At 72.7% G+C, this 25,781-nt stretch carries 24 protein-coding genes and 1 pseudogene; 6 read left to right on the top strand and 19 right to left on the bottom strand.

Annotated elements, in window-relative coordinates:
• Positions 1–145 precede the first annotated feature (145 nt).
• From ACFY4A_RS28830 to ACFY4A_RS28795, 8 genes and pseudogenes are all read right to left on the bottom strand, one after another.
• Positions 146–1,135, bottom strand: coding sequence for a zinc-dependent alcohol dehydrogenase family protein (locus tag ACFY4A_RS28830; protein ID WP_390832268.1), 990 nt, complete (start codon positions 1,133–1,135; stop codon positions 146–148).
• Positions 1,132–1,974: a carbohydrate ABC transporter permease gene (locus ACFY4A_RS28825; protein WP_390832267.1), complete on the bottom strand. Its 843-nt coding sequence runs from the start codon at positions 1,972–1,974 to the stop codon at positions 1,132–1,134. The genes ACFY4A_RS28830 and ACFY4A_RS28825 overlap by 4 nt, the downstream gene beginning before the upstream one ends.
• The gene (locus ACFY4A_RS28820; protein WP_390832266.1) at positions 1,971–2,909 is read right to left on the bottom strand and encodes a carbohydrate ABC transporter permease; all 939 of its coding nucleotides are present in this window, start codon (positions 2,907–2,909) and stop codon (positions 1,971–1,973) included. The genes ACFY4A_RS28825 and ACFY4A_RS28820 overlap by 4 nt, the downstream gene beginning before the upstream one ends.
• Complete coding sequence (locus ACFY4A_RS28815) at positions 2,906–4,276, bottom strand: ABC transporter substrate-binding protein (RefSeq protein ID WP_390832265.1); 1,371 nt, start codon at positions 4,274–4,276, stop codon at positions 2,906–2,908. The genes ACFY4A_RS28820 and ACFY4A_RS28815 overlap by 4 nt, the downstream gene beginning before the upstream one ends.
• 80 nt (positions 4,277–4,356) lie before the next feature.
• Complete coding sequence (locus tag ACFY4A_RS28810) at positions 4,357–5,127, bottom strand: DeoR/GlpR family DNA-binding transcription regulator (RefSeq protein ID WP_390832264.1); 771 nt, start codon at positions 5,125–5,127, stop codon at positions 4,357–4,359.
• 266 nt (positions 5,128–5,393) lie between these two features.
• A pseudogene (locus ACFY4A_RS28805) lies at positions 5,394–5,822 on the bottom strand (NAD(P)-dependent oxidoreductase); the annotation flags it as partial.
• A gap of 267 nt (positions 5,823–6,089) precedes the next feature.
• A complete protein-coding gene (locus tag ACFY4A_RS28800) occupies positions 6,090–6,569 on the bottom strand; it encodes a GNAT family N-acetyltransferase (protein ID WP_390832263.1) in 480 nt (159 codons plus the stop codon).
• Between the two features lies 1 nt (position 6,570).
• The gene (locus tag ACFY4A_RS28795) at positions 6,571–7,344 is read right to left on the bottom strand and encodes an IclR family transcriptional regulator (RefSeq protein ID WP_390832262.1); all 774 of its coding nucleotides are present in this window, start codon (positions 7,342–7,344) and stop codon (positions 6,571–6,573) included.
• Positions 7,345–7,519: 175 nt separating this feature from the next.
• Here ACFY4A_RS28795 and ACFY4A_RS28790 point away from each other — a divergent pair, with 175 nt between their 5' ends.
• From ACFY4A_RS28790 to ACFY4A_RS28780, 3 genes are all read left to right on the top strand, one after another.
• On the top strand, positions 7,520–9,046 hold the full coding sequence (locus ACFY4A_RS28790; protein ID WP_390832261.1) for an aldehyde dehydrogenase (NADP(+)): 1,527 nt from the start codon (positions 7,520–7,522) through the stop codon (positions 9,044–9,046).
• A 228-nt stretch (positions 9,047–9,274) separates the two neighbouring features.
• On the top strand, positions 9,275–9,997 hold the full coding sequence (locus ACFY4A_RS28785) for a DsbA family oxidoreductase (protein ID WP_390832260.1): 723 nt from the start codon (positions 9,275–9,277) through the stop codon (positions 9,995–9,997).
• 108 nt (positions 9,998–10,105) lie between these two features.
• Positions 10,106–11,155 (top strand): aminotransferase class V-fold PLP-dependent enzyme, encoded by a 1,050-nt coding sequence (locus tag ACFY4A_RS28780; protein WP_390832259.1) that lies wholly within the window; start codon positions 10,106–10,108, stop codon positions 11,153–11,155.
• Between the two features lie 156 nt (positions 11,156–11,311).
• Here ACFY4A_RS28780 and thpD read toward each other — a convergent pair whose 3' ends face one another.
• The 5 genes from thpD to ACFY4A_RS28755 all read right to left on the bottom strand — a co-directional run bounded on the left by thpD (position 11,312) and on the right by ACFY4A_RS28755 (position 16,119).
• Entirely contained in the window at positions 11,312–12,199 is an 888-nt protein-coding gene (gene thpD, locus ACFY4A_RS28775; protein ID WP_390832258.1) for an ectoine hydroxylase, read from the bottom strand.
• 7 nt (positions 12,200–12,206) lie between these two features.
• Positions 12,207–12,611, bottom strand: a complete 405-nt coding sequence (locus tag ACFY4A_RS28770) for an ectoine synthase (RefSeq protein ID WP_225074089.1) — start codon at positions 12,609–12,611, stop codon at positions 12,207–12,209.
• 54 nt (positions 12,612–12,665) lie between these two features.
• Positions 12,666–13,937 carry a diaminobutyrate--2-oxoglutarate transaminase gene (gene ectB / locus ACFY4A_RS28765; protein WP_390832257.1) on the bottom strand — a complete coding sequence of 424 codons (1,272 nt, stop codon included), beginning with the start codon at positions 13,935–13,937 and terminating at the stop codon, positions 12,666–12,668.
• A gap of 97 nt (positions 13,938–14,034) precedes the next feature.
• Positions 14,035–14,574 (bottom strand): diaminobutyrate acetyltransferase, encoded by a 540-nt coding sequence (gene ectA, locus ACFY4A_RS28760; RefSeq protein ID WP_390832256.1) that lies wholly within the window; start codon positions 14,572–14,574, stop codon positions 14,035–14,037.
• Positions 14,575–15,015: 441 nt separating this feature from the next.
• Positions 15,016–16,119 (bottom strand): pyridoxal-phosphate-dependent aminotransferase family protein, encoded by a 1,104-nt coding sequence (locus tag ACFY4A_RS28755; RefSeq protein WP_390832255.1) that lies wholly within the window; start codon positions 16,117–16,119, stop codon positions 15,016–15,018.
• A gap of 127 nt (positions 16,120–16,246) precedes the next feature.
• On the opposite strand from ACFY4A_RS28755, the gene ACFY4A_RS28750 reads away from it, so the two are divergent.
• Together ACFY4A_RS28750 and ACFY4A_RS28745 are read left to right on the top strand one after the other, a co-directional pair.
• Positions 16,247–17,344, top strand: a complete 1,098-nt coding sequence (locus ACFY4A_RS28750; protein ID WP_390832254.1) for an amidohydrolase family protein — start codon at positions 16,247–16,249, stop codon at positions 17,342–17,344.
• Between the two features lie 249 nt (positions 17,345–17,593).
• A complete protein-coding gene (locus ACFY4A_RS28745) occupies positions 17,594–18,553 on the top strand; it encodes an SCO1860 family LAETG-anchored protein (protein ID WP_390832253.1) in 960 nt (319 codons plus the stop codon).
• Positions 18,554–18,571: 18 nt separating this feature from the next.
• Here the strand turns inward: ACFY4A_RS28745 and cobC are convergent, their stop codons facing one another.
• Genes cobC through cobM form a run of 6 tightly spaced genes read right to left on the bottom strand, consistent with a single transcriptional unit; the run spans position 18,572 to position 24,931 of the window.
• Entirely contained in the window at positions 18,572–19,690 is a 1,119-nt protein-coding gene (cobC, locus tag ACFY4A_RS28740) for an Rv2231c family pyridoxal phosphate-dependent protein CobC (protein WP_390832252.1), read from the bottom strand.
• On the bottom strand, positions 19,680–20,597 hold the full coding sequence (locus ACFY4A_RS28735) for a sirohydrochlorin chelatase (protein ID WP_390832251.1): 918 nt from the start codon (positions 20,595–20,597) through the stop codon (positions 19,680–19,682). Before ACFY4A_RS28735 ends, cobC begins: the two co-directional genes overlap by 11 nt.
• Positions 20,594–21,181, bottom strand: a complete 588-nt coding sequence (locus ACFY4A_RS28730; RefSeq protein ID WP_390832250.1) for a precorrin-8X methylmutase — start codon at positions 21,179–21,181, stop codon at positions 20,594–20,596. Before ACFY4A_RS28730 ends, ACFY4A_RS28735 begins: the two co-directional genes overlap by 4 nt.
• A complete protein-coding gene (gene cobJ / locus ACFY4A_RS28725) occupies positions 21,178–22,878 on the bottom strand; it encodes a precorrin-3B C(17)-methyltransferase (protein WP_390832249.1) in 1,701 nt (566 codons plus the stop codon). The genes ACFY4A_RS28730 and cobJ overlap by 4 nt, the downstream gene beginning before the upstream one ends.
• Complete coding sequence (gene cbiE / locus ACFY4A_RS28720) at positions 22,875–24,116, bottom strand: precorrin-6y C5,15-methyltransferase (decarboxylating) subunit CbiE (protein WP_390832248.1); 1,242 nt, start codon at positions 24,114–24,116, stop codon at positions 22,875–22,877. The genes cobJ and cbiE overlap by 4 nt, the downstream gene beginning before the upstream one ends.
• Entirely contained in the window at positions 24,113–24,931 is an 819-nt protein-coding gene (cobM, locus tag ACFY4A_RS28715; RefSeq protein ID WP_390832247.1) for a precorrin-4 C(11)-methyltransferase, read from the bottom strand. The genes cbiE and cobM overlap by 4 nt, the downstream gene beginning before the upstream one ends.
• A gap of 95 nt (positions 24,932–25,026) precedes the next feature.
• Between cobM and ACFY4A_RS28710 the strand changes: the two genes are divergently transcribed.
• Entirely contained in the window at positions 25,027–25,758 is a 732-nt protein-coding gene (locus ACFY4A_RS28710) for a ZIP family metal transporter (protein WP_390832246.1), read from the top strand.
• Positions 25,759–25,781: the final 23 nt, after the last annotated feature.

Below are 25,781 nucleotides of genomic sequence, written 5' to 3'. Positions count from 1 at the left end.
GAGCTGGATTCGGCTGATCCGTCCCGGACTGTCAGCGGCCGGTGCCGGCGGTGCGTCCGGGTCGTGCGGCGGAGCCCGCGCCGCGTAGCGGCACAGGCACCGGAGTGGAAGGCCGGAATCCCCGGGCTTCAGCCCGGGGAGCACGTCAAGGCACCACCACGATCTTCCGCCCCACCCCGGACGCGAACTGCTCCAGCGCCTCCGGGTACCGCTCCAGCGGGATCCGGTCGCTGATGAAGACCTCGGGATCCAGCACCCCGCCCGCGAACAGCTCCGCGGCCCGTTCGAAGCTGTGCAGCACCGCCATCGAGCCGGTGATGGTGATCTCCTGGTTGTAGATCCGGTACGGGTCGATCATCACCCGGGTCGCGTAGTCGGCCACCCCGAACTGAAGGAACGTTCCCGCCTTCGCCACCCGGTCCAGGCCGTCCTGGATCGCCGCCGCGTTGCCGGTCGCGTCGACCACCACGTCCCAGCCCTGCGGCCGGTCCAGTTCGTCCGCGTTCGCCGCGGACGCCGACACTCCCAGTCGCCGGGCCGTCTCCAGCCGGGCCGGGTTCACGTCGACCACGTCCACACTGGCCGCGCCGGTCCGCTTGGCCAGTTCCAGCATCATCAGGCCCATGGTCCCGGATCCGTAGATCAGCACGTGCGCGCCCAGGCGCGAGCGCAGCACGTCGTAGCCGCGGACCGCGCACGACAGCGGCTCGATCAGGGCCGCGTCCTCGGTGCGGACGTGTTCGGGCAGCCGGACGCAGTTCGCGACCGGGGCCACGGCGTACCGGGCGGCGCCGCCCGCGGTGGTCACGCCGATCGCGGCCCACCGCTCGCACAGGTTGTTGTGCCCGTTGCGGCAGTAGCGGCACTCGTAGCAGTACAGCGACGGGTCGACCGCCACCCGGTCGCCGACCGACACCTCCGTGACCTGCGTGCCGACCGCGGCCACCTGGCCGGCGAACTCGTGCCCGGGCACGATCGGCAGCTCGGGCGCGAACTCGCCCTGGAGGATGTGCAGATCGGTGCCGCACAGCCCGCAGGCCGCCACCTCGACGACGACCTCGCGGGGCCCCGGCGTCGGGTCGGGGACCTCGGTGACGGCGGCGCGGCCCACGGACTCGATGACGGCGGCCTTCATTTCACGGCTCCCAACGACAGGCCCTGGACCAGTTTGTCCTGGGCGGCGAACCCCGCGGCGAGCACCGGCAGGGAGATGACGAGCGACGCGGCGCACACCTTGGCCAGGAACAGGCCCTGGCTGGTGATGAAGCCGGTCAGGAAGACCGGGGCGGTCTCGGCGACCACACCGGTGAGCACCCGGGCGAACAGCAGCTCGTTCCAGCTGAAGATGAAGCAGATCAGGGCCGTGGCGGCGATGCCCGGCAGGGCGATGGGGGCCACCACCCGGGCCAGGACCGTCGGCAGGCGCGCGCCGTCGACCCGGGCCGCCTCGATCACGGCGACGGGCACCTCGGCCAGGAAGGACTGCATCATCCACACCGCGATCGGCAGGTTCATCGAGGTGTAGAGGACGATAAGGAGCCAGATGTTGTCGAGCAGTCCGGCGTTCTTGGCGAACAGATAGACCGGCAGCAGACCGGCCACCACCGGCAGCATCTTGGTGGACAGGAAGAAGAAGAGCACGTCGGTCCACTTGCGCACCCGGCGGATCGACAGCGCGTACGCCGCCGGGAGGGCCAGCAGCAGGACGCACGCCGTGGAGAGGACCGACGCCACCGTGGAGTTGATCAGCGCCGGCCAGGGGCTCGCCCCGCCGCCGGTGCCGAAGAACTCGCGGTAGCCGTCCAGGGTCAGCGAGGCGGCGAAGGACGGCGGGTTGGCCGCCGCGTCCGCCTCCGAGTGGAAGGACGTCAGCGCCATCCACGCCAGCGGCAGGAAGAAGACGACACCGGCCAGCCAGGCCACCAGGCCAAGACCTGTGCCCTTCCGGCGGATTCTCAGGGCCGTGGCACTCATGCCCGGGACACCTCCTCGCGGAACAGGGACGACACCACGCGCAGGGCGAAGGTGGCGATGATCAGGGAGCCGATGACCACCAGGACGCCCGCGGCGGAGGCGAGGCCGTTCTCGTGGGCCTGGTAGAAGGTCTGGTAGACGGTGTACGGCAGGTTCGCGGTGCCCAGCCCGCCGGAGGTGATGGTGAAGACCGCGTCGAAGTTCTGCACGATGTGGATCGAGCCCAGCAGCGCGCCCAGTTCGAGATAGCGGCGCAGGTGGGGGAGCGTGAGGTGGCGGAAGATCTGCCAGTCGCTCGCCCCGTCCACCCGGGCGGCCTCGATCTGCTGCCGGTCCCGGCTCTGCAGCCCGGCCAGCAGGATCAGCATCATGAAGGGCGTCCACTGCCACACCAGCGCGGCCTCGACCGCCAGCAGCGGCGTGTTGGAGACCCAGTCCGGCTGCGGACCGCCGACGTAGTGCAACAGGCCGTTGAACAGGCCGTATTCGGGGTTGTACAGGACGTGCTTCCACAACAGGGCCGCCGCCACCGGGACCACCAGGAACGGGGCGATGAGCAGGGTGCGCACCACGCCGCGGCCGGGGAAGCGGCGGTTCAGCAGCAGGGCGAGCGCCAGCCCCAGGACCAGGCTGGCCAGTACCACCGCCGCCGTCAGCAGCGCGGTCGTCCACACCGAGTGGCGCAGTGCGTCGTCGGTGAGCACCTGGCGGTAGTTGTCGATGCCGGCGAAGCGGCGGGCCTTGGGATAGAGCGCGTTCCAGTCGAAGAAGGAGATCACCAGCGTGGCCACGAACGGGAGTTGGGTCACGACGATCATGAAGACGAGCGCGGGCAGCAGCGGGGCCCGGGTGGCCCAGGCGCGCAGCCGGGGTGAGGGCCGGCGGGTCGCGCGGACGGGAGTGGCGGCCACCGGGGCCGTGGTCGTGGCGGTCATCGTCCCTCGTACTCCTTGGAGATCCGCTCGGCGAGCCGCTGGGACTTGGTCAGGGCCGACTCGACGGACTGGCGTCCGGCGATGGCCGCGCTGATCTCCTGGGAGACCTTGGTGCCCAGGTCGGTGAACTCCGGGATGCCGACGAACTGGATGCCGGGCGCGGGCCGCGGCTGCACACCGGGGTCATCGGGTTCGGCGCCGGCGATGGCGTCCTTCGTCATGTCCTGGAAGGCGGCGGCATCCTCGCGGTACGCGGGGTTGGTGTACGTGGAGGCGCGCTTGCCGGCCGGGACGTCGGACCAGCCGACCGTGTCACCGACGAGTTGCTCGTACTCCTTGCTCGAGGCCCAGGAGACGAACTTCCATGCCTTGTCGGGGTTGCGGGAGGCCTGCTGGATGCCCCAGGCCCACGTGTAGAGCCAGCCGGAGGAGCCGGTCTTCTCCACCGGCGCCGGGGCGTAGCCGATGCTGCCCTTGACGGGGGAGCCCTTGGCCTCCAGGGAGCCGGCCGCGGAAGTGGCGTCGTACCACATGGCGACCTTGCCCTGGGTCATGTTGTTCAGGCACTCGGCGAAGCCGGACTGGGCGGCGCCGGACTCGCCGTGGGCCCTGACCAGGTCCACATAGAACTTCGTCGCGTTCTGGAACTCGGGGGAGTCCAGGTGTGCCTTCCAGTCCTTGTCGAACCAGGTGCCGCCGAAGGTGTTCACGACCGTGGTCAGCGGCGCCATCACCTCGCCCCAGCCGGGCAGTCCGCGCAGGCAGATGCCGCGCATGCCCGGCTTGGCGCCGTCCGCCTTCGCGGCGAGGTCGGCGACCTGCTGCCATGTGGGGTGGGCGGGCATCGTCAGGCCCTTCTCGGCGAACACGTCCGTGCGGTACATGAGGAAGGAGGACTCGCCGTAGAAGGGCTCGCCGTAGAGCCTGCCGTCGTCGCCGGTCAGCGACTGCCGCATCGGTTCGAGCACGTCCTGCTGGTCGAAGGCGGTGTCGCGGGTGACGTAGCTGTCCATCTCGTGCAGCCAGCCGTTGCGGGCGTAGATGGGGATCTCGTAGTTGGACAGGGTGGCCACGTCGTACTGGCCGGCCTGGTTGGCGAAGTCCTGGCTGATCTTGTCGCGGACGTCGTTCTCCGGCAGGACGGTGAAGTTCACCTTGATGCCGGTCTGCCGGGTGAAGTGGGCGGCGGTGAGCTTCTGCAACTGCACCATCTGCGGGTTGTTGACCATCAGTACGTTGATCGAGTCGCCGCCGGAACCGGCCCCGCCCGCTCCGACCCAGCAGCCGGAGAGCAGCGGGGCGAGCAGCGTCCCTGCGGCGGCCAGGGCGAGTGTCGCTCGCGGCTGCCGTCGGCTCTGGGTTCGCATGGATCGCTCCTGGACGTATGCGGAGATAAGGGGTGTTCCTCGGTGTGGAGGACCTTCGGTGGAAGCAGTTGGGGGGTTGTTCAGACCCGGATGACCTGGGGCCCCAGCAGGGCGTACCGGTGTGCCTCGGTGGCCGGGAGCAGGGTGCTGGTCACGATCGCCTCCAGCGCGCCCACTTCCGCGAACCGGCAGAAGCTGACCGCGCCGAACTTGGTGTGCACCCCGGCGAATATCGTGCGCCGCGCGGCCCGCATGGCCTGTGCCTTGACCTCGCTGACCGCGGGGTCGGGGGTGGTGAGGCCGTGCTCGCGGGAGATGCCGTTGGCGCCGATGTAGGCGAGGTCGACGACGAAGCCGGCCAGCATCTTCGTCGTCCAGTGGTCGACGGTGGCCAGGGTGCCGGCGCGGACCCGGCCGCCGAGCAGCAGCAGGGAGACGTTGTCGGCCCGGGCCAGGGCGCCGGCGACCGGCAGGGACGCGGTGACGACGGTCAGCTGCCGGTCCAGGGGCAGTCGTTCGGCGATGAGCTGCGGAGTGAAGCCCTCGTCGACGAAGACGGACTCGGCGTCCCCGAGCAGATCGGCCGCGGCGGCCGCGATACGGCGCTTGTCGGGGACGTGGCTGGTGGCCCGGAAGGAGAGCGTGGTCTCGAATCCGGCGCTCTCCACCGGGTAGGCCCCGCCGTGGGTGCGGCGCACCAGACCGTGGTCCTCCAGGGCGCGCAGGTCCCTGCGGACGGTCTCCTTGGCCACGCCGAGTTCGGCGGCGAGCGCGGTGACGTCGACCGCGCCGGTGGCACGGGCCACCCGTACGATCTCCCGCCGACGCTCCTCCGTCGTCCTCGCTCTCATGGCCGACACCCGCTTTCCTGCGCGCTGCCCGTTCGGGCCCGGTGGGGCCCTTGGGGGAAGTTCTACAGCGGGTACGCGGGGCTGACCAGGCCTGTTGCGGGTCCGATGCTGCCCGGTTGTGCCCGATCACGTCGGCGGGTGCCCGTCTCGGACCTGCGGGGGCGCGCGGAGCGGCGTGGGACCGGGCGGCCCGGATGCCCGAACAGCGGGGCGGGCGGGCCCGTTCGGTGCCCGCCCGCCCTCGCGTGCGTCGATTTTCCGCCGGGTCAGTACGGCCGGATGGGCGGGTCCGTCACGAAGGGGCCGCCGACGTGGACATGGGCCTCGTCGTCCGGTGCGAGCTCGCCCTGCTCGGCGATCAGCTTCTCGGCGTACCGCTCGGAGTCGTCCTGCGGTTCGTAGCCGAGCGCCCGCGCGCTGGTCAGATCCAGCCACAGGCGGGTGTTGGCGGAGGCCCCGTGGACGACGGTGTGGCCCACGTTCCCGGCGGTCAGGGCCGCGTGGAAGAGGCGGGCGCCGCCGGCGGGACTCATCCACAGGGAGAGCATCCGCACGCTGGTCGGTTCGGGGAAGCAGGAGCCGATGCGCACCGAGACGGTCTCCAGGCCATGCTTGTCCCAGTAGAGCTGGCCGAGGTCCTCGCCGAAGGACTTGGACAGGCCGTAGAAGGTGTCCGGGCGGCGCGGGGTCTCGATCGCCCAGCTCACAGCGCCGAGGCAGGGACGGCGACCCGGGAGGCGTACCTCGGCGACTGGGCGCCGAGGCAGGGCCGCTGACGGCGCGTGACCGGCCGAGGTGAACGGCGCGTGGCGCAGGCGAATTGCCGGCCCCGCCGGAACGCGGCGAGGCGCGGTGCCAGGGCCCGCGAGCCCGGCATGATCCGAACGAGAGGCCCTGGCCCCAGGCCCGTGCCCCTTCCGCTCCACGAGGCCGGGCGGGGCACGTCACGTACGCGCTCGCGTTCAGCCGGCGTCGGCCCGCAGCGTCAGCACCACCTCGTCGATCTCCTCGCCCCGGGCCTCGGCGAACCCCCGGGCCCGCGCGGACTCCAGGAAGCCGCACTTGGCGAGCACCCGCAGCGAGCCGGCGTTGTCCGCCGCCGCCCGCGCGTACAGCGGGCGTTCGGGGACCTCGGCCAGCAGGGCGCGCAGCGCGGCCGTGGCGACGCCCCGGCCCCAGTAGGCGCGGTCCACCCAGTAGGTGACCTCGCGCTCGCCCGGCTCGCCGTAGACGCCGGCGCTGCCGACCACGTCACCGTCCAGCAGGACGGTGCGCAGCACGACGGACGAGGCGCGCAGCCTTCGCCAGTGCGCCGCGAAGGCCTCGTGGTCGGCCGGGTCCTTCGGGGTGAAGGCGGCCATCCGCACCGCCTCCGGGTCGTTCATCTGCCGGAAGAACACCGGCAGATCGCTGTCGTGGACCTCGCGGAGCACGACCTCCATGTCACAGCCTCCGGGTGGCGAGCGTCAGTTGGTCACGGGCGTCGAAGAGAGCATCCTTCACCGTCTGCTCGTGCGCCGGCGTCAGGCGCGCCACCGGCACCGAGCAGCTGACCGCGTCCCGGGCCGGGGTGCGGTACGGGATCGCCACACCGAAGCAGCGCAGGCCCAGGGTGTTCTCCTCGCGGTCGACGGCGTACCCCTGCTCGCGGATCTGATGCAGCTCCTCGATGAGCCGCTCGCGGTCGGTGATGGTGTGCTCGGTCAGCGCGGGCAGGGTCTCGGGGAGCATCTTGCGCACCTGCTCGTCCGTGTACGTGCTCAGCAGCGCCTTGCCCAGCGAGGTGGAGTGGGCGGGCAGACGGCGGCCGACCCGGGTGAAGGGGCGCAGGTAGTGCTGCGACTGGCGGGTCGCCAGGTAGACGACGTTCGTGCCGTCCAGTCGGGCGAGGTGGATCGTCTCGGTGGTGTCGTCGGACAGCCGGTCCAGCGTGGGACGGGCCGCCGCGACCACCTCGTCGCCGTCGATGTAGGAGGTGCCGACGAGCAGCGCCCGCACACCGATGCCGTAGCGGGTGCCGGTGGCGTCGGTCTCCACCCAGCCCAGCTCGACGAGCGTGCGGAGCAGCATGTACAGGCTGGACTTGGGATAGCCGACGGCCTCCTGGACCGCGGCCAGCGAGTGCATACCGGGCCGGCCGGCGAAGAACTCGAGCAGCTCCACGGTCCGTACCGCCGACTTGACCTGCGCCCCGCCGCTCGCGTCGCCTGCCGACATCGCCCTGGACCCCTTCGTTCGACGAGAAGCCGGAGATATAGTCTCCGACGGTGTATTCACCATCAGAGACGGCGTTCAGTATATCGAACATGTCGAACGCCCTGGTGGTGACCCGAATGCGGCCGACCGTAGGGACCGGCCGGATACTGCGGCAAGACATGTGGAGGGATCCGCGGTGGCAGCACCAGTCTGGAGTGTCGACCCCCGTACCGGGAAGCAGCGGGAACAGGTTGCGGTGGAGGCCACAGCGCAGGAGGTGGACGCCGCCGTGCGGGCCGCGCACGAGGCGCGCGGGGCGCTCGCCGACCGCGCCGTCCGCGCGGCCTTCCTGCGCTCCGCCGCCGACCGGCTGGAAGGGGCCCGGGACCGGCTCGTCGAGGCCGCCGACGCCGAGACCGCGCTCGGACCCGTCCGGCTCACCGGCGAACTGGCGCGGACCTGCTACCAGTTGCGGGCCTTCGCGGACATCGTCGACGAGGGCGCCTTCCTCGACGTGATCATCAACCACCCCGACGCCACGGCGGCCCCGCCGATCCCGGACCTGCGCCGCTACAAGGTGCCGCTCGGGGTCGTCGCCGTCTACTGCGCCTCCAACTTCCCCTTCGCCTTCTCGGTCGCCGGCGGCGACACCGCGAGCGCGCTCGCCGCGGGCTGCCCCGTCGTCGTCAAGGCCCACCCCGACCACCCGGCCCTGTCCGAACTGGTCGCCAGGGCGCTCCGCGGGGCGGCCGCCCACCACGGTGTGCCCGAGGCCGTGATCGGTCTCGTCCACGGCTTCGAGGCGGGCATCGAACTCGTCCGGCACCCGCTGGTCGCGGCCGCCGGCTTCACCGGTTCCGTGCGCGGCGGCCGGGCGCTGTTCGACGCGGCGGCCGCGCGGCCGGCGCCGATCCCGTTCCACGGCGAGCTGGGGTCGCTCAACCCGGTCCTCGTCACCGAGGCGGCGGCCGCCGAGCGGGCCGAGACCATCGGGGCCGGGCTGGCCGGGTCGATGACGATGGGCGTCGGGCAGTTCTGCGTGAAGCCCGGACTGGTCCTCGTGCCGTCCGGAGCCGCGGGCGACGGCCTGGTCAAGTCGCTCACCGACGCCGTCAGCGACACCGACCCGGGCGTCCTGCTCGACCACCGGATGCGCGACAACTTCCTCACCGGCATCGCCGAGCGCTCCGCACTGCCCGGCGTCGAGTCGCCGGTCACCCCGGGCGCGGGCGGCGCGCACACGGTCAGCGCGGGCTTCCTGACCGTCCCGGCCGACAAGCTCACCGAGGAGGGGGAGCACGACCTGCTCCTGGAGGAGTGCTTCGGGCCGGTCACCGTGGTGGCCCGCTACGAGGACGAGACCGAGGTCGAGGCCGTCCTGTCGCGGCTGCCCGGCAACCTCAGCGCGACGGTGCACCTGTCCGCCGAGGAGGCGGCCGGCGAGGGACGCGGCGCCGAACTGCTCGCCCGGCTGACCCCGCTCGCCGGACGCGTGCTCGTCAACGGCTGGCCGACCGGTGTCGCGGTGGCTCCCGCCCAGCACCACGGCGGCCCCTACCCCGCGACGACCTCGACGTCCACCTCCGTGGGCGGTACGGCGATCGAGCGGTGGATGCGTCCGGTGGCGTACCAGAACGCCCCGGAAGCACTGCTGCCGCCCGAGCTGCGCGACGACAACCCGCTCGGGCTGCCCCGCCGCTTCAACGGCCGCCTGGAGCGCTGAGCAGCCGCACGCGACCGGATCGCCGGGCGTCCGCGCCCTCCCCCGCCTGATCGGCGAACAGCGTGCGCCGACGCCCGGCGATCCGTGCGGCCGTGCCCGCCGAGGGCGGGCATCGTCCATGGCTGCGCTACGCGGTGAGCGGGGAATGAAACCCGCTGCTTGAACGTTCACGGACCCGGCGGAGGTCGTCCACCTCCGCTTCCGTACGAGCGGGAGAGAGCCGAGAGCATGCGCGTCGAGATCTGGTCGGACATCGCCTGTCCGTGGTGCTACGTCGGGAAGGCGCGCTTCGAGAGGGCACTCGCGGCCTTCCCGCACCGGGAGCAGGTCGAGGTGGTGCACCGGTCGTTCGAGCTGGACCCGGGGCGGGCCAAGGACGACGTCCAGCCGGTGATCACCATGCTCACCAAGAAGTACGGGATGAGCGCGGCCCAGGCGCGCGACGGTGAGGAGAACCTGGGACGGCAGGCCGCCGCCGAGGGGCTCGCGTACCGCACCCGGGACCGGGACCACGGCAACACCTTCGACATGCACCGCCTGCTGCACCTCGCCAAGGAGCACGGCAGGCAGAGCGAGCTGCTGGACGCGCTGTACCGGGCGAACTTCGCCGAGGAGCGGTCCGTCTTCACCGAGGGCGACGAGCGGCTCGTGGAGCTGGCCGTCGCCGCCGGGCTCGACGCCGACGCCGCCCGCAAGGTGCTCGCCGACCCCGACGCCTACGCCGCCGAGGTCCGCGCCGACGAGCGGGAGGCCGCGCAACTCGGCGCCTCCGGTGTGCCGTTCTTCGTGCTCGACCGGAAGTACGGCGTCTCCGGCGCCCAGCCCGCCGAGGTCTTCGCCCAGGCCCTCACCCAGGCATGGGGCGAGCGCTCCCCGCTGACCCTCCTCCAGGGCGGCGACGCGGACGGGGACGCCTGCGGCCCGGACGGATGCGCGGTGCCGCGTAGCTGAGCGGCGAGGACGAGCCGCAGGTCGGGGCGGATGCATAAGGGAACCTTCGGAGCACTCCGCGGTGAACGCGCGATGGACGGGGACCGCGCCGGGCCGCACAGTGGACCCATGGAAACCTTCGAGACCCTCGTCCGCGCCGAGTTCGCCCCGAAGACCACCTATCTGAACAGCGCGTCCCTCGGTCTCCCGCCCGTCCGTACGGTGGAGGCCCTGGGCACCGCCGTGGCGGCGGCCGCCGCGGGGCAGCCGACCGACATGTTCGCCGACGTCGAGGCCGCGCGCGCCTCCTTCGCCCGGCTGGTCAGGGTTCCGGACCGGCGTGTGGCGGCCGGCGCCTCGGTCGCCGTCTACACCGGGCTGATCGCCGCCGCACTGCCCGAGGGCGCCGAAGTCCTCACCGCGGAGGGCGACTTCAGCTCCCTGGTGCACCCCTTCCACGTTCGCCGGGACCTCAAGGTGCGCAGCGCACCGCTGGAGCGGATCGCCGAGGCGGTACGGCCCGGCACGGCACTGGTCGCGGTGAGCGCCGCACAGTCGGCCGACGGCCGGATCGCCGACCTGCCCGCCATCCGCGCGGCCGCGCGCGAGCACGGCGCGCGCACGTACGTCGACGCCTCCCAGGCCGCCGGCTGGCTGGACCTCGACGCGGACGCCTACGACTACGTCAGCGCCGTCGCCTTCAAGTGGCTCCTGTGCCCGCGGGGCGTGGCCTTCCTGGTCGTCCCCGACGACCTCGGCGGCCTGAACCCGCTGTTCGCGGGCTGGGTGGCCGGGGAGCGGCCCTGGGACAGCTGCTACGGCCCCGTCGAGGAACTCGCCCACTCCGCACGGCGGTTCGACGAGAGCCCCGCACTCCTCTGCTACGCCGGCGCCCGCCGCTCGCTCGAACTCATCGAGGAACTCGGCGTGTCCGCCGTACGCGCCCACGACGTCGCCCTCGCCGACCGCTTCCGCACCGGGCTGCGCTCCCTCGGCCACGAACCCGTCGGCGCGCCGGGCTCCCCGATCGTCGCCGTGCCCGGACTCGGCTCCCGCCAGGGCGAGTTGAGTGCCAAGGGCATCGAGGTCTCCCAGCGCGCGGGGAATCTGCGGGCCGCGTTCCACCTCTACAACACGCCCGCCGACGTCGACCGCCTGCTGGACGCACTGGCCGGCTGAGACCGCCGCCGGGATACGGACACGGGCCGGGGCCTCCCGTCCCACACGAGGAGGCCCCGGCCCGTACCACCCAGGGGTCACCGCACCGGGGTGAAGTCCCGCGCGCCGATGCCGTGTCTTGCGGGGGTCAACCCCCGGACCCCCGGCCGGTTCGTCTCACCGCACCGGGGTGAAGTCCCGCGCGCCGATGAACTCCGGACGCCGCACCGGCGCCGCGAACGGCTCGACCGCCGTGTTCTCCACGCTGTTGAACACGATGAACACGTTGCTGCGCGGGAACGGCGTGATGTTGTCACCGGAGCCGTGCATGCAGTTGCAGTCGAACCAGGTCGCCGAGCCGGCCCTGCCCGTGAACAGCTTGATGCCGTACTGCCCGGCCAGGGCGGTCAGCGCCTCGTCGGACGGCGTGCCCGCGTCCTGCATCTGCAGCGACTTCTTGTAGTTGTCCTTCGGCGTGGCCCCCGCACAACCGAGGAACGTGCGGTGCGACCCCGGCATGATCATGAGGCCGCCGTTGGTGTCGTGGTTCTCGGTCAGCGCGATCGACACGGACACCGTCCGCATGTTCGGCAGGCCGTCCTCGGCGTGCCAGGTCTCGAAGTCCGAGTGCCAGTAGAAGCCGCTGGCCCCGAAGCCCGGCTTGACGTTGATCCGCGACTGGTGGACGTACACGTCCGAGCCGAGGATCTGCCGGGCCCGCCCGACGACGCGCTCGTCGCGCACCAGCCCGGCGAACACCTCGCTGATCCGGTGCACCTCGAAGACCGAGCGGATCTCCTTGGACTTCGGCTCCACGATGGAGCGTTCGTCGGCCCGGATCGCCGGATCGCTCACCAGCCGGTCCAGCTCCCGCCGGTAGACGGCGACCTCGTCCTCGGTGATCAGCTGGTCGACGGCGAGGAAGCCGTCACGCTCGAACGCCTGGAGGCCGGCGGTGTCGATCGGGCCGGGCGTGTCGGGGGAGCCCCAGACGACCGGGTCCTGGCGGGGAGTGGTCACCTCGGTGGTGCCGCGGGTGGGGTACAGGTCGGTGACGTCGGTCATGGGGTCTTCACACCTCCTCGGGCTCGGTGAGCAGGGGGTAGACGCCGTTCTCGTCGTGGTCCTCCCGCCCGGTGACGGGCGGGTTGAACACGCAGATGCAGCGGAAGTCCTCCTTGACGCGGAGCGTGTGCCGCTCGTGGCCGTCGAGGAGGTACATGGTCCCGGGCGTGATCGTGTACGTCTTCCCGGTCTCGCGGTCGGTCAGCTCGGCCTCGCCCTCGACGCAGACGACGGCCTCGATGTGGTTGGCGTACCACATCGACGTCTCCGTGCCGGCGTACAGGATCGTCTCGTGCACGGAGAAGCCGACCTTCTCCTTGGCGAGGACGATGCGCTTGCTCTCCCAGGTGCCGGACGCGGCCTTCACATGCCGGTCGGTGCCTTCGATGTCCTTGAACGAACGGACGATCACGGTGGTGCGTGCCTCCTTGTGTCGTAGGTGCTCTGTCGCTCTGTCGCTGTGTGGTCAGGCGGTCTCGCGGACCGCGCGGGCGAGGATGCTCATGCCCTCGTCCAGCTCCTCGGGGGTGATGGTCAGGGCCGGCAGCAGCTTGACGACCTCGCCCTGCGGGCCGGACGTCTCGACGAGCAGTCCGAGGTCGAAGGCGCGCCGCGCGATCCGCCCGGCCCGCTCCGGGTCGTGGAACTCCATGCCCCACACCAGGCCCCGGCCCCGGTACTCCCTGACGTCCGCGAGGTTCTCCTCGGTGATCGAGATCAGCCACTTCTCGAGGAGCTCACCGCGGGCGCGGGTCTGCTTCTCCATCGCCGAGCCGTCCGTCCAGTAGGCCTCCAGGGTGGCCGTGGCCGTGACGAAGGCCGGGTTGTTGCCGCGGAAGGTGCCGTTGTGCTCGCCCGGCTCCCACACGTCCAGCTCCGGCCGGAACAGACACAGCGACATCGGCAGGCCGTAGCCGCTGATGGACTTCGAGACGGTGACGATGTCGGGCACGATCCCGGCCTCCTCGAAGGAGAAGAAGGCCCCGGTGCGCCCGCACCCCATCTGGATGTCGTCGACGATCAGCAGCATGTCCTGCCGCTCGCACAGCTCCTTGAGCGCGCGCAGCCACTCGGGCCGGGCGACGTTGATGCCGCCCTCACCCTGCACCGTCTCGACGATCACGGCGGCCGGCTTGTCGAGACCGGAGCCCTGGTCCTCCAGCAGCCGCTCGAACCACAGGAAGTCCGGGACCTGGCCGTCGAAGTAGTTGTCGAACGGCATGGGCGTGCCGTGCACGAGCGGGATGCCGGCGCCGGCCCGTTTGAAGGCGTTCCCGGTGACGGCCAGGGAGCCCAGCGACATGCCGTGGAAGGCGTTGGTGAACGACACGATCGCCTCGCGCCCCTTGACCTTGCGGGCCAGCTTCAGCGCCGACTCCACGGCGTTGGTGCCGGTCGGGCCCGGGAACATCACCTTGTACGGCAGGTCGCGGGGGCGCAGGACCAGGTTCTGGAAGGTCTGGAGGAACGTGCGCTTGGCGGTGGTCGACATGTCGAGGCCGTGGGTGACCCCGTCGCGCTCCAGGTAGTCGATCAACGCCCGTTTCAGTACGGGGTTGTTGTGGCCGTAGTTGAGCGAGCCTGCGCCCGCGAAGAAGTCGAGGTACTCGTGGCCGTCCTCGTCGTACATGCGGCTGCCGCGCGCGTGGTCGAAGACGGTCGGCCAGCCGCGGCAGTAGCTGCGCACCTCGGACTCCAGGGTCTCGAAGACGCTCAGGTCCGGCTGGGTGATGGTCACGACGAATCGCTCCTCGGTGTGGGGAGTGAGAGGGAGGCGGGGGGAGAGGTGGCTGGGACCGGAGGTTGGCCGGAGGGGGGAGCCGGAGAGGCCGCGGTCAGAAGGAGAGCGGACCGATCCGGTGAAGGACCTCCGGGTCGTGCGGTCCGTCCGGGAACTGCTCGGCCCCGAACAGGACCTCGCGCTCGACCTTGGCGCCGTGCCGGGCGGCGTAGGAGGTGAAGAGCCGCTCGGAGGCGGTGTTGCCCGGGGTGATCGTGGTCTCCACGGAGGTGAGCCCGCGCTCGGCGGCGACCCGGGCGGTGAGCGCGTCCAGCAGCTGGGCCGCCAGACCCCGGCCGCGGTGGCCGGCGTCCACGGCCACCTGCCACACGAGCAGGGTGTGCGGACGGTCGGGCCGCACGTATCCGGTGACGAAACCGACCGGCTCGCCGTCGGCGCCGCGCGCCACCGCGGACGTGGCGGCGAAGTCGCGGCACCAGAGGAGATAGCTGTACGAGGAGTTCACATCCAGCGTCCCGGATTCCTTCGCGAGTCGCCAGAGTGCGGCGCCGTCGGCGGGGGAGGGACGCTCGATGCGGGGCGCCTCGGGCAATTCTGTGTGGGGGGAATGCAGGTCTGCTTGGGCGGCAGTCATGTGGAATGAACTTACCGAGCAGCATTCAAAAATGCATCGCCCTGGAGCCTTACGTGAACCAGGCACATGTGTTATCGCGCGGGCGCGTGATCGCGCGAGAGGGCGGCTGTATGGCCCAATTTGTCCGTTAATTACCGGGCAAAAGGGTCGCGTTTGTGGAGTGCATCACAGTCGCGTAACGCTCCCGGGGGCCTTCGAATTGTTCCCCCGAGCGTTCATGGAATCTCTGCGTTTAGGCCTGAGGAAACGGGGCAGGAGAATACGGGAAGCTGCCCGAATTAAATTGCCGAATTATCTCGCCAACAAACCCCGGTAAACCCGTCGATCCACTTCTGAAGAATGCCGTTCCGCCCGTTGTGCCGGGCGCACTTCACAGTCATGTTCCATCACGGTCACGAACACCCCGCATCCCGGCCTCCGTTCGGCCCGCCGCCCGCGTGCCTACCGCTGCCAGGCCTCCGTGACCGCGTTCCGGGCGGCCGGAACGTCCACGGTCGCGCCATGGCCGGTCAGGGTGGCGGCCAGAGCCGTCAGGGCGGCCTCGACCACGTCCCGGGTGGCGTCCGTCCCGTAGTGGTTGACGCGGATCATCTCCTTGGCGAGCGGGCCGCCGCCCGCGGCCAGCGGGAGGGCGGGGTCGGTCTCCAGGGCGCGGGCCACCAGCTCGGAGGCGTCGATGTCCGACGGGGCCCGCAGGGTGGTGGCGACCGGGGCCGCCTCGGACGCGTCGTGCACGTACGGCTCCAGGCCTCCGCCCAGGGCGAGCGCACCCGTGCGGGTCGCCGCGGCGGCGCGGCGGTGCCGGTCCATCACCGCGTCCAGGCCGACCGTCTCGATGCGCTCCAGGCAGGCCTCGAGCGCCAGCATCTCCAACTGCGCGGGCGCGTGCAGCAGCGCCTTGCGGCCGCCGTCGATCCAGCGCTCCTTCCAGTCCAGCAGGGACAGGTAGGAGCGGCGCGGCGCCTGCGGGTTCGCCGCCATCCGGGCCCAGGCGCGCTCGCTGACCGACACCGCCGACACCCCGGCCGGCCCGCCCATCGCCTTCTGCGCCCCGATCACGCACAGGTCCACACCCCACGCGTCCGGCAGCACCTGCTCAGCGCCGACTGAGGCCACGGCGTCCAGGTAGAACAGGGCACCCTGCTCCGACACGGCCTTGCCGATCTCCGCGACCGGATTGGTGTTGCCGGTCGCCGCCTCCGCGTGTACCAGCGACACGAAGTCGATCTCCGGGTGCTCGGCGAAAGCCTCCCTGACCTGGTCCGCCGTGACCGCCGTGTGGTACGGCACGGACAGGTCGTACACCGTCGCACCGCAGTCGCGCAGCCAGTTGCCGAACGTCTGCCCGTACGGCCCCGTGATCACGTTCAGCGCGGTCGTGCCGGGACCGGCCGTGCCCCTGATCGCGCCCTCCAGCGGCAGCAGCGCCTCGCCCTGCGTGATCACGACATCCTGCTCGGTGTCCAGCAGCCGTGCCACCCGCTCCTCGATCGAGGCGAAGCGGTCGGCGCTCAGCGGAGCGAGGTCCAGGAACGGGTTCGTCACGGCGGTGCTCTCTTCGTAGGGGCGAGGGTGAACGCATCGAGCGTAGTCGGCGGGTCTGCCCCGCTTTCACCCGGTGACCTCGGACCGGGTGGTCCGCCGCGGGCGCCGGCTCACTAAGGTGCGGTGCATGAGCGATCAGGCGGTGCTGCACGTGAAGGGTCGGGTGCTCGTCGGCCCGGACGAGGACCGGGTCCGGGACGAGTTGTGGGTGGTCGGCGGCAGGATCTCCTACGACCGTCCAGCCGGCGCGACCGAAGTGACGACCGTCGAGGGCTGGGTGCTGCCCGGTCTGGTCGACGCGCACTGCCACGTCGGTCTCGACGAGCACGGACCGGTGCCCGACGACGTCTCGGAGAAGCAGGCGCTCACCGACCGCGAGGCCGGCACGCTCCTCCTGAGGGACGCGGGCTCGCCCTCGGACACCCGCTGGATCGACGAGCGTGAGGACCTGCCGAAGATCATCCGTGCGGGCCGTCACATCGCCCGCACCCGCCGCTACATTCGCAACTACGCCTGGGAGATCGAGCCGGAGGACCTGGTCGCCTACGTCGCTCAGGAGGCCCGGCGAGGCGACGGCTGGGTCAAGCTGGTCGGCGACTGGATCGACCGCGACCTCGGCGATCTGTCGGCCTGCTGGCCGCGCGAGGCGGTCGAGGCGGGGATAGCGGAGGCCCACCGCCTGGGCGCGCGCGTGACGGCCCACTGCTTCGCAAAGGACTCCCTGCGCGACCTGGTCGAGGCGGGCATCGACTGCATCGAGCACGCCACGGGCCTGACCGAGGACCTGATCCCGCTGTTCGCCGAACGCGGCGTCGCGATCGTCCCCACCCTCGTCAACATCGCCACCTTCCCCCGCCTCGCCGCCGGCGGCGAGGCCAAGTTCCCGCGCTGGTCGGCCCACATGCGGCGCCTGTACGAACGCCGCTACGACACCGTCCGGGCCGCCTACGACGCCGGCATCCCGGTCTACGTCGGCACCGACGCCGGCGGCAGTCTGCCCCACGGCCTGGCGGCGGCCGAGGTCGCCGAACTGGTCAAGGCCGGCATCCCGCCCCTGGAAGCCCTCTCGGCGACGACCTGGGCCGCCCGGAGCTGGCTGGGCCGCCCCGGCCTGGACGAGGGCGCCCCCGCCGACCTCGTCGTCTACGACGAGGACCCGCGCGCGGACGTCCGCGCACTGGCGGCACCGCGGCGGGTGGTCCTGAACGGCCGCGTGACCGGCTGAGAACCGTGCCTCGACGTCTGACGTCGCCGATGGCGGGCGTGCGCGCCGGTGCGGGCGCCCGTGTGGTGACCAGTGCGCTCGCACGGAGGGGGACGTGCGACGGGCCGGTGGGACCGTCCGTGCCGGAGGAATCGAAAGGATGCACGGAAACCCCACGAAGGGGTGAAGTCACGCAGGATCGCTGACCATTCACTCTCAGTGCGTAATCCTTTCGGGGTCCCAAGCATTCCTTTCTGGGGGTCCCACACCTTGAACGGCAACAACTTCCGTATGTCCGCTCGCCGTTGCGCCACCGCAGCAGCGGCCACCGTCCTGGCCGCCGGTCCGGTGACGCTGGCCGGCGCGGGCTCCGCGCACGCGACCGGTGGGCAGGAGGGTCACGCGAGCGCCTCCGTCCTGCGCACCGGGCTGGACGTGTCCCTGCTCAACAAGACGGTGAACGTCCCGCTCGCCGTCTCCCTCAACGAGGTCGAGGCACCGCAGAGCAAGCAGCGGACCGCGCTGACCGCCCGTCTCGACGGCGTCGACGGCGGGAAGCCCTTCAGCGTGATCCGCGCGGACGTGGCGAAGACCGACGCGACCGTCTCCGCGGACAAGGCGGAGGGCGTGGTCCAACTGGCCCACGCCCGCATCCACGTCCCCGGCCTGCCCCTGCTGTCCCTGATCGAGGTCGACCAGGTGACCTCCAAGGCGACCTGCGAGGCCGGCGAGTCCCCGGTCGCGAGCAGCAACGTCCTGGGCTCCGTGACGGTGCTCGGCAAGAGGGTGACGCTCACCGCCGGCGGCACGACCCACGTCCGGGTCCCCGGCGTCGGCGAGGTCCGCCTCGACCTGTCGAAGCGGGAGACGACCTCCCGCACGGCCGCGGCGACGGCCCTCGAACTCAAGGTCTCCGTCAACCCGCTCAAGCTGAACGTCGCCGAGGTGGAGGGCACGGTCACCCTCGCCAAGGCGACGTGCGAGTCCCCGGCGGCGCCGGAGAAGGAGTCGGCCCCGCCCGCCGAGCAGGGCGGCGACGACAAGCCCGAGGGCGGCGACGTGAAGCCCCAGGGCGCCGGCGTGAAGCCGCAGGCCGCACCCGAGAAGAAGGCCGTCGACCTGGCGGAGACGGGCGGCAGCTCCCTCACGCCCTACCTGGCGGCGGGCTCCGCCGTCCTGCTGGCGGCCGGGGGAGGCGCGCTGGCGGTGGCACGGCGGCGCCGGGGCTGACGGCCGGGACCTCGTGGCTCAGCCGGGAAGTCCTGGACCGGCAGGACTTCCCGGACCGGTGAGCCGGGGGCCGGTGGGCGGAGACAGCGCCGAGCCCAGGGCGCGGACGAAACCGTCCACCGTCCCCCCGTCCCGCACCGCCAGCCGCAGCCAGTCCTCGCCCAGCCCGGGGAACGTGTCCCCGCGCCGCACCGCGTATCCCAGGGCGCGCAGCCGTCGCCGTACGTCCGCCGCCCCCGGCATGCGCACCAGCACGAAGGGGCCCTCGGCGGGCCGCACCACCCGCACCCCGAGCCCCGCGAAGGAGTCCAGGCCCGCCATCAGGTGGGCCCGGTCCGCGGCGACGCGGCGGGCCGCGCCCTCCGCCTCCGCCAGCGCCCGCGGCTCCACGCACGCGACCGCCGCCGCCAGCGCCGGAGTGGACACGGGCCACAGCGGCTGGGCCCGTTCCAACTCGGCGATCACCTCGGGTGACGACAGCACGTAGCCGATCCGCAGCCCCGCCAGCCCCCATGTCTTGGTCAGGCTGCGCAGCACCACGAGGCCGGGCACGTCCGTCCGCCCCGCCAGCGCCTCCCGCTCGCCCGGCACCGCGTCGATGAAGGCCTCGTCGACCACCAGCACCCGTCCCGGACGGGCCAGTTGGGCGACGGACGCGGTCGGGTGCAGTACCGACGTCGGATTCGTCGGGTTGCCGACCACCACCAGGTCCGCGTCCTCGGGGACGGCCGCCGGATCGAGCCGGAAGCCGTCCTCCGCCCGCAGCAGCACCCGGTCCACCGTGTGCCCCGCGTCCCGCAGCGCCGCCTCGGGCTCGGTGAACTGCGGGTGCACGACGACCGGCCGCCGAACCTTCAACGCCCGCGCCAGCAGCACGAACGCCTCCGCGGCCCCCGCCGTCAGCAGCACCCGCTCCACCGGCAGTCCGTGCCGCGCGGCCACCGCCGCCCGCGCGGCCCGCCCGTCCGGGTAGGCGGCGAGACCGGTCAGGGAGGCGGCGATCCGCTCCCGCAGCCACGCCGGCGGTGTGTCCGCCCGTACGTTCACGGCCAGATCGACCAGTGCCGCCCCGCCGTCGCGCACCTCGGCGTCCCCGTGGTGCCGCAGATCGTGCCCGGCCGCATCCTCAGTGCGCATGGGAGTGAGCGTGCCCTCCATGGTGGTGGCCGTGTCCGTGCCCGTCGTCGTCCGGGTGGAAGTGCGGCTGCTGCGGCAGGCCCACCTTGTCCTCGAAACCCGGCAGCGCGATCCGGTACACGCACGAGTCGCAGTTCATCCGCAGATCGCCCTTCACTGCCTCCTCGTACCGCTCCATCACCAGGTCCAGCAGCTCCGGCTCCGGCCCGATCACGTCCGCCGAGCGCACGTCGACCTCCGGGTGCGCCGCCGCCCAGTCCGCCGTCTGCCGCCGCACCCGGTCCGGCAGGACGCCCGTGAACAGGAAGTAGGGGAGGACCACGATCCGCCGCGCGCCCAGCTTCGCGCACCGGTCAAGGCCGCTCGGCACGTCGGGTGCGGCGAGCGACACGAACGCCGTCTCCACGCTCGCGTATCCGCGTCCCTCCCACAGCAGCCGCGCGGCCTTGTGCACCTCGGCGTTGGCGTCCGGGTCGGTCGAGCCGCGCCCGACCAGCAGCACCGTCACCTCGGAGCGGTCCCAGGAGGGATCGACCACCTCGTCCAGCCGCCGCTCCAGCACGCTCAGCAGCGCGGGGTGCGGACCCAGCGGCCGGCCGTAGGCGTACGAGATCCCCGGGTGCCGTTCCTTCTCACGGGCCAGCGCCGCCGGGATGTCGCCCTTGGCATGCCCGGCGGACACCAGCATCAGCGGTACGGCGGCGAACCGCCGCACGCCCCGCTCCACCAGCTCGGCCACGGCCTCGCCCAGCGGCGGCGGGGACAGTTCGATGAAGCCGCCCGCGACGGGCAGTTCGGGCCGGCGACGCCCCAACTGCCGTACGAAGTCGCGGAAGGCCTCGGCTCCGGCGTCGTCCCGGGTGCCGTGACCGGCGATGAGCAGGGCGGGCGGCGGCGGGGTGGTCACAGGGTCTCCTCAAGCGAAGTGGGGTGGTACAGCAGGGCGTTGAGCGCGGCCGCGGCGACCGCCGAACCGCCCTTCTCGGACACGTTGCTCACGGCGGGCAGCCCGCTCTCGCGCAACGCTGCCTTGGACTCGGCCGCCCCGACGAAACCGACGGGCAGACCGACGACGAGCGCGGGGGAGGCGTCCAGCTTCAGCAGCTCCTCCAGGGCGGTCGGGGCGCAGCCGATCACCCAGAGGGCGCCGGGGCCGACGTCCTCGTACGCCAGCCGGATCGCGTGCGCGGAACGGGTCATCCCGGGACCGGACCTGGCGTCCTTCAACCGGCAGAAGGTGTCGCGCCGGGTGATCCCGGCGGCCACCATCTCCACGTCCACGACCACCGGAGCCCCCGCGTGCAGCGCGGCGTGCGCCCGCACCAGCTCGTCCTCGTCCATGACGAGGTCGGAGGCGTACTCCAGGTCGGCGGAGGAGTGGACGACCCGCTCCACCACCGCCCGCGTCAGCGGCGCGAAGTGCGAGGTGTCCAGGCGGGCGCGCAGCCGCCGGAACGACTCCTGCTCGATCGGGTGTACGACGCGGTTCACTCGGGCTCCTCCCGGGGTGCCTGCCAGCGGTAGCCGCGCGGCGTGACCATGCGCCCCGCGATCTCGCGGGTCGCGGTGTTGCCCACGGTCACGACCGTCATCATGTCGACCGTCTCCGGGTCGAGACCGGCCAGCGTGGTGACCCGGCTGGACTCGCCGGGCCGCGAGGCGTTGCGTACGACACCGACCGGCGTCGTCGGCTCCCGGTGCGCGGCCAGAATCGCCAGCGCCTTCGGCAACTGCCAGTCCCGGCCCCGGGAGCGGGGGTTGTAGAACGTCACGACGAGATCCGCATCGGCCGCAGCCCGCACCCGCCGCTCGATGACCTCCCACGGCGTGTGCAGGTCGGAGAGGCTGATCGACACATGGTCGTGCCCGAGCGGCGCGCCGAGGACCGCCCCGGCCGCCAGCGCCGCCGTGACCCCCGGAACGCCGACCACGTCGATGTCGTCGGACGCCTCGGCGAGCGCGGGGGAGGCCATGGCGTACACCCCGGCGTCCCCGCTGCCGATCAGCGCGACGGCGTGCCCGCGCCGGGCCTCGGCGACCGCTGTGCGCGCCCGCTCCTCCTCCGCGCCCAGCCCCGACTGGAGGATCCGGGTGCCGGGCCGCAGCAGGTCGCGGATCTGGTCGACGTACTGGTCGAGTCCCACGAGCACGGAAGCGCGCCACAACTCCGCCTTCGCGCGCGGTGTGACCAGGTCCCGCGCGCCCGGCCCCAGCCCGACGATCGCGAGCCGCCCGCGGCCCGGCCGCCGTACGACCGCGCAGGTGGCCATCGCGGGCGTCCCGTCGGAGCGCTCCGACTTCCGCTTGGGCACAAGGAGTTCACCCCCGCGCACGAGCGCGGCGGCCTCCGCGACCGACGGGGTGCCGACGGCGGCGAGGGGCGCCCGCGACGGGTTGGGCACGTCGACCGCCGCCAGCTCCTCGGCCGAGTGGGTCACCAGGGGCACCCCGAGCCGCCGGGCCGCCTCGACGACGCCGGGCTCGTCCGCCTTGGCGTCGACCGTGGCCAGTTCGGCGAGCGACGCCGCGGACAGCCCGGCCTCCGCGAGCGCGCCCCCGACCAGGCCCATCACCTCCTCGACGGGTGCACCCCTGGACGCGCCGACGCCCACGACCAGGGTCGGCGGCCGCAGGACCACCTCCCGTTCGGCGGGGGCGGCGGCACGGTCGGTGACCCGGATCGTGTACGCGCCCTCGGCGGCGACCGGCAGCGGCGGCAGCGGCCAGCGCACCTCCGTGTCCAGCACGACCGGCTCCCCGTCGAGCAGCACCCGCGAGACCCCGGCTACATCGCCCTCCACCGGAAGCCCGAGCGTGTCGAGGCCGGGCAGCCCCACGGCGTCCGTCGCGGTCGTCACGACCGGCTCCGCGCCCAGCACCTCGCCCACCGCGCGGGCCAGTTCGTTCGCCCCGCCCGCGTGCCCGCCCACCAGGGACACCGCGAACCGGCCGCCCTCGTCGACGCACACCACACCCGGATCGGAGGCCTTCTCGCCCAGCAGCGGCGCGACCAGCCGTACGACCGCCCCCGTCGCCAGGAAGCACACCAACCGCCCGCACTCGGCGAAGGCGGTCCGCACGGCGTCCCCGACGGGCCCGTCGTACACCCGGGTACGGTCCGGCCAGGCCGCGGCCAGCCGGTCCCGCGCAGCCGCGCCCGCCGCCGTTGCGGAAATGAGGCCGATCACTCAGCGCCTCCTTCATGTCGCACCGGGGGCCGCGTGCCCCACAGCAGAAAAACAGGGTTGGTGGCCGCGAGCCGGGTCACGTCGCCCGGCAGCGGCGCGAGCCGCGAGGACTGGAGCAGCACGCCGTCGCAGGCGAATCCGGCGTCGACCAGCGCCTCGCGCACGGGCGGCACCCGGTCGAGCGCCGCCACGGCGACCACGACGGTCCGCCGGGCCCGCCGCGCGCACGCGGTCACGACGGCGGGCAACGCGCGCCCGCCGCCGCCGACGAACACCGCGTCGGGGGCGGTGAGTCCGTCCAGCGCCTCCGGCGCGGCCCCGTGCACCACCGACACGTCCACCGCGTGCGCCGCCGCGTTGGCGCGGATCCGCTCCACGCCGTCGGCCGTCTTCTCCACTGCGGTGACGGCGGCGCCCAGCCGGGCGCACTCGACGGCGACCGACCCGGAGCCCGCGCCCACGTCCCAGACCAGGTCGCCGAGGCGCGGCCCGAGCCGGGCCAGCGCCAGGGCGCGCACCTCGAACTTGGTGATCATCGAGTCGCGGTGGGCGAACTCACTCTCCTCCAGGGCCCATCGGGACGGCGCGGCCGGCGGCCCCGCGACCGTACGCGCCGGCCCCGGCGCCCGCGCCCCGGCCAGGCACAGCACCACGTTCACCGCCGCACCCCAGTCGCGGGCGGCGGCCTCGGCCGGCGTGAGCCGTTCCACGCGCTCGCCCTGCGGGTCGCCCAGCGCGGAGGCGACGACCAGGACCCGGTCGCCGCAGGTGCCGGCCAGCGCGGCGCCCAGCTCGGCGGGCCCCGCCCCCGGCCCGGTCAGCACGGCGACCTTCGCACGCGCCCGGCACACGTTCACCGCCGTACGCAGATCCCGCCCGTGCGCGCTGACCACCACCGCGTCGTCCCAGGGCAGCCCGATCCGCGCGAAGGCGGCGGCGACGGAGGAGACACCGGGGTGGACGTCCAGCAGCTCGGGCCCGAACCGCTCGGCGAGCGCCCGTACGATCCCGAAGAAACCGGGATCCCCGGAGGCCAGCACGAGCACGGGCCGCTCCTTGCCGACGTACTCCCCGATGGTGTCGAGGGCGGGCGCCAGCGGACCCAGGACGACCCGTTCGGCGCCCTCCGGCAGCCGTGCGGCGTCCAGGTGCCGCCGGGCGCCCACGACGAGCCCGGCGCCGGGAGGCACCCGAGTGCCGTACACCGCCCCGGTGCCCGTACCGACGACCGTGATCACGTGCTCGCACCCCGCGCGCGCAGGGCCTTGCGGGCCTCGGGGTCGGCCTTGCGGTGGCCGTGGAAGTGACCTGGGTGGTACAGGTGCGAGCGGGTGCCGTGCGCGTCGAGGGCCGGGCCGACCAGGAACAGCGTGTGCTTCCAGAGCTTGTGCTCCTTGACCGTCTCCTCCAGCGTGCCGACCGTGCACTTGACGACCAGCTCCTCCGGCCAGGTCGCCTGGTACGCGACCACGACCGGCGTGGACGTCGGGTAGCCGCCCTCCAGCAGTTCCCGGACCAGCTGGCCGCTGCGGGCCGCCGACAGGAACACCGCCATGGTGGTGCCGTGCCGGGCGAACTCGCGCACCTCCTCGCCGGGCGGCATGGGCGTCTTCCCGCCACCGAGCCGGGTCAGCACGACCGACTGCGCGACCTCCGGGATCGTCAGCTCGCGCCGGGCCAGCGCGGCCACGGCGGAGAAGGACGAGACGCCGGGCACGACCTCCGTCGCGATCCCGATGTCCGCGCACCGGTCGAGCTGCTCCTGGGTGCCGCCCCACAGCGCCGGGTCGCCGGAGTGGATGCGGGCCACCTTCAGGCCCTCGGCGCGGGCCCGCTCGTACACGGCGACGACGTCCTCCAGGGACATGGCCGCCGAGTCCAGGATCTCCGCGTCCTCCCGCGCGTGCCGGAGCACCTCGGCCTGCACCAGGCTGGCCGCCCAGATCACCACGTCGGCCTCGGCGATCGCGCGGGCGGCGCGGAACGTCAGCAGGTCGGCGGCGCCGGGGCCGGCACCGACGAAGGTCACCTTGCCGGTCGGGGCATCGGCCATGGGTTCGGGTCCTCTCGTACGAAATGTCATGGTGTGCGGGGGTGCAGCGGTGGCCGGACGTGCGCGATCAGGGCCTGATCGGATAGCAAGGGCACATGGCGGTCTTCGTCGCGCTCGGCGCGTTCCTGATGACGCTGGCCGGCGGCTGGACGGCACAGCGGGTGACCGACCGCCGCCACCTGGTCCTGGGACTGGCGGGCGGCCTGATGCTGGGCGTGGTCGGCCTTGACCTGCTGCCCGAGGCGCTGCACGCGGCCGGCCGGGAGGTGTTCGGCGTACCGGCGGCCCTGCTGCTGTTCGTGGCCGGGTTCCTGGTGGCCCACTTGGTGGAACGCCTGCTGGCCGCGCGGCAGGCCGCGCACGGCGGCGACGAGCGGCACAACCACCGCGCCCCCGAGGTGGGCCTGACGGCGGCGGCCGCCATGGTCGGTCACAGCGCCATGGACGGCGTGGCCATAGGTGCCGCCTTCCAGGTGAACGACGGCATGGGCGCCGCGGTCGCGCTCGCCGTCATCGCCCACGACTTCGCCGACGGCTTCAACACGTTCACCATCACCAGCCTGTACGGCAACGCGCGCCGCAAAGCCGTCGCCATGCTCGTCGCGGACGCCCTGGCCCCCATGGCGGGCGCCGCCGCGACCACGCTCGTCAGCATCCCGGAGTGGTTCCTCGGCGGCTATCTCGGCCTCTTCGGCGGGGCACTGCTCTACCTCGCCGCGGCCGAGATCCTCCCCGAGGCCCACCACGAGCACCCCGCCCGCTCGACCCTGCTGTGCACGGTCGCGGGCGTGGCCTTCATCTGGGTGGTGGTCGGCCTGGCGGCGTGACCGGTCCCCCCACGCACGGGTAC

The sequence above is a fragment of the Streptomyces sp. NPDC001292 genome (assembly GCF_042896465.1).
In the GTDB taxonomy this organism is placed as follows: Bacteria; Actinomycetota; Actinomycetes; order Streptomycetales; family Streptomycetaceae; genus Streptomyces.
The sequence above is the reverse complement of the archived record's forward strand: the minus strand, read 5'-3'. Positions and strand labels throughout refer to the sequence as shown.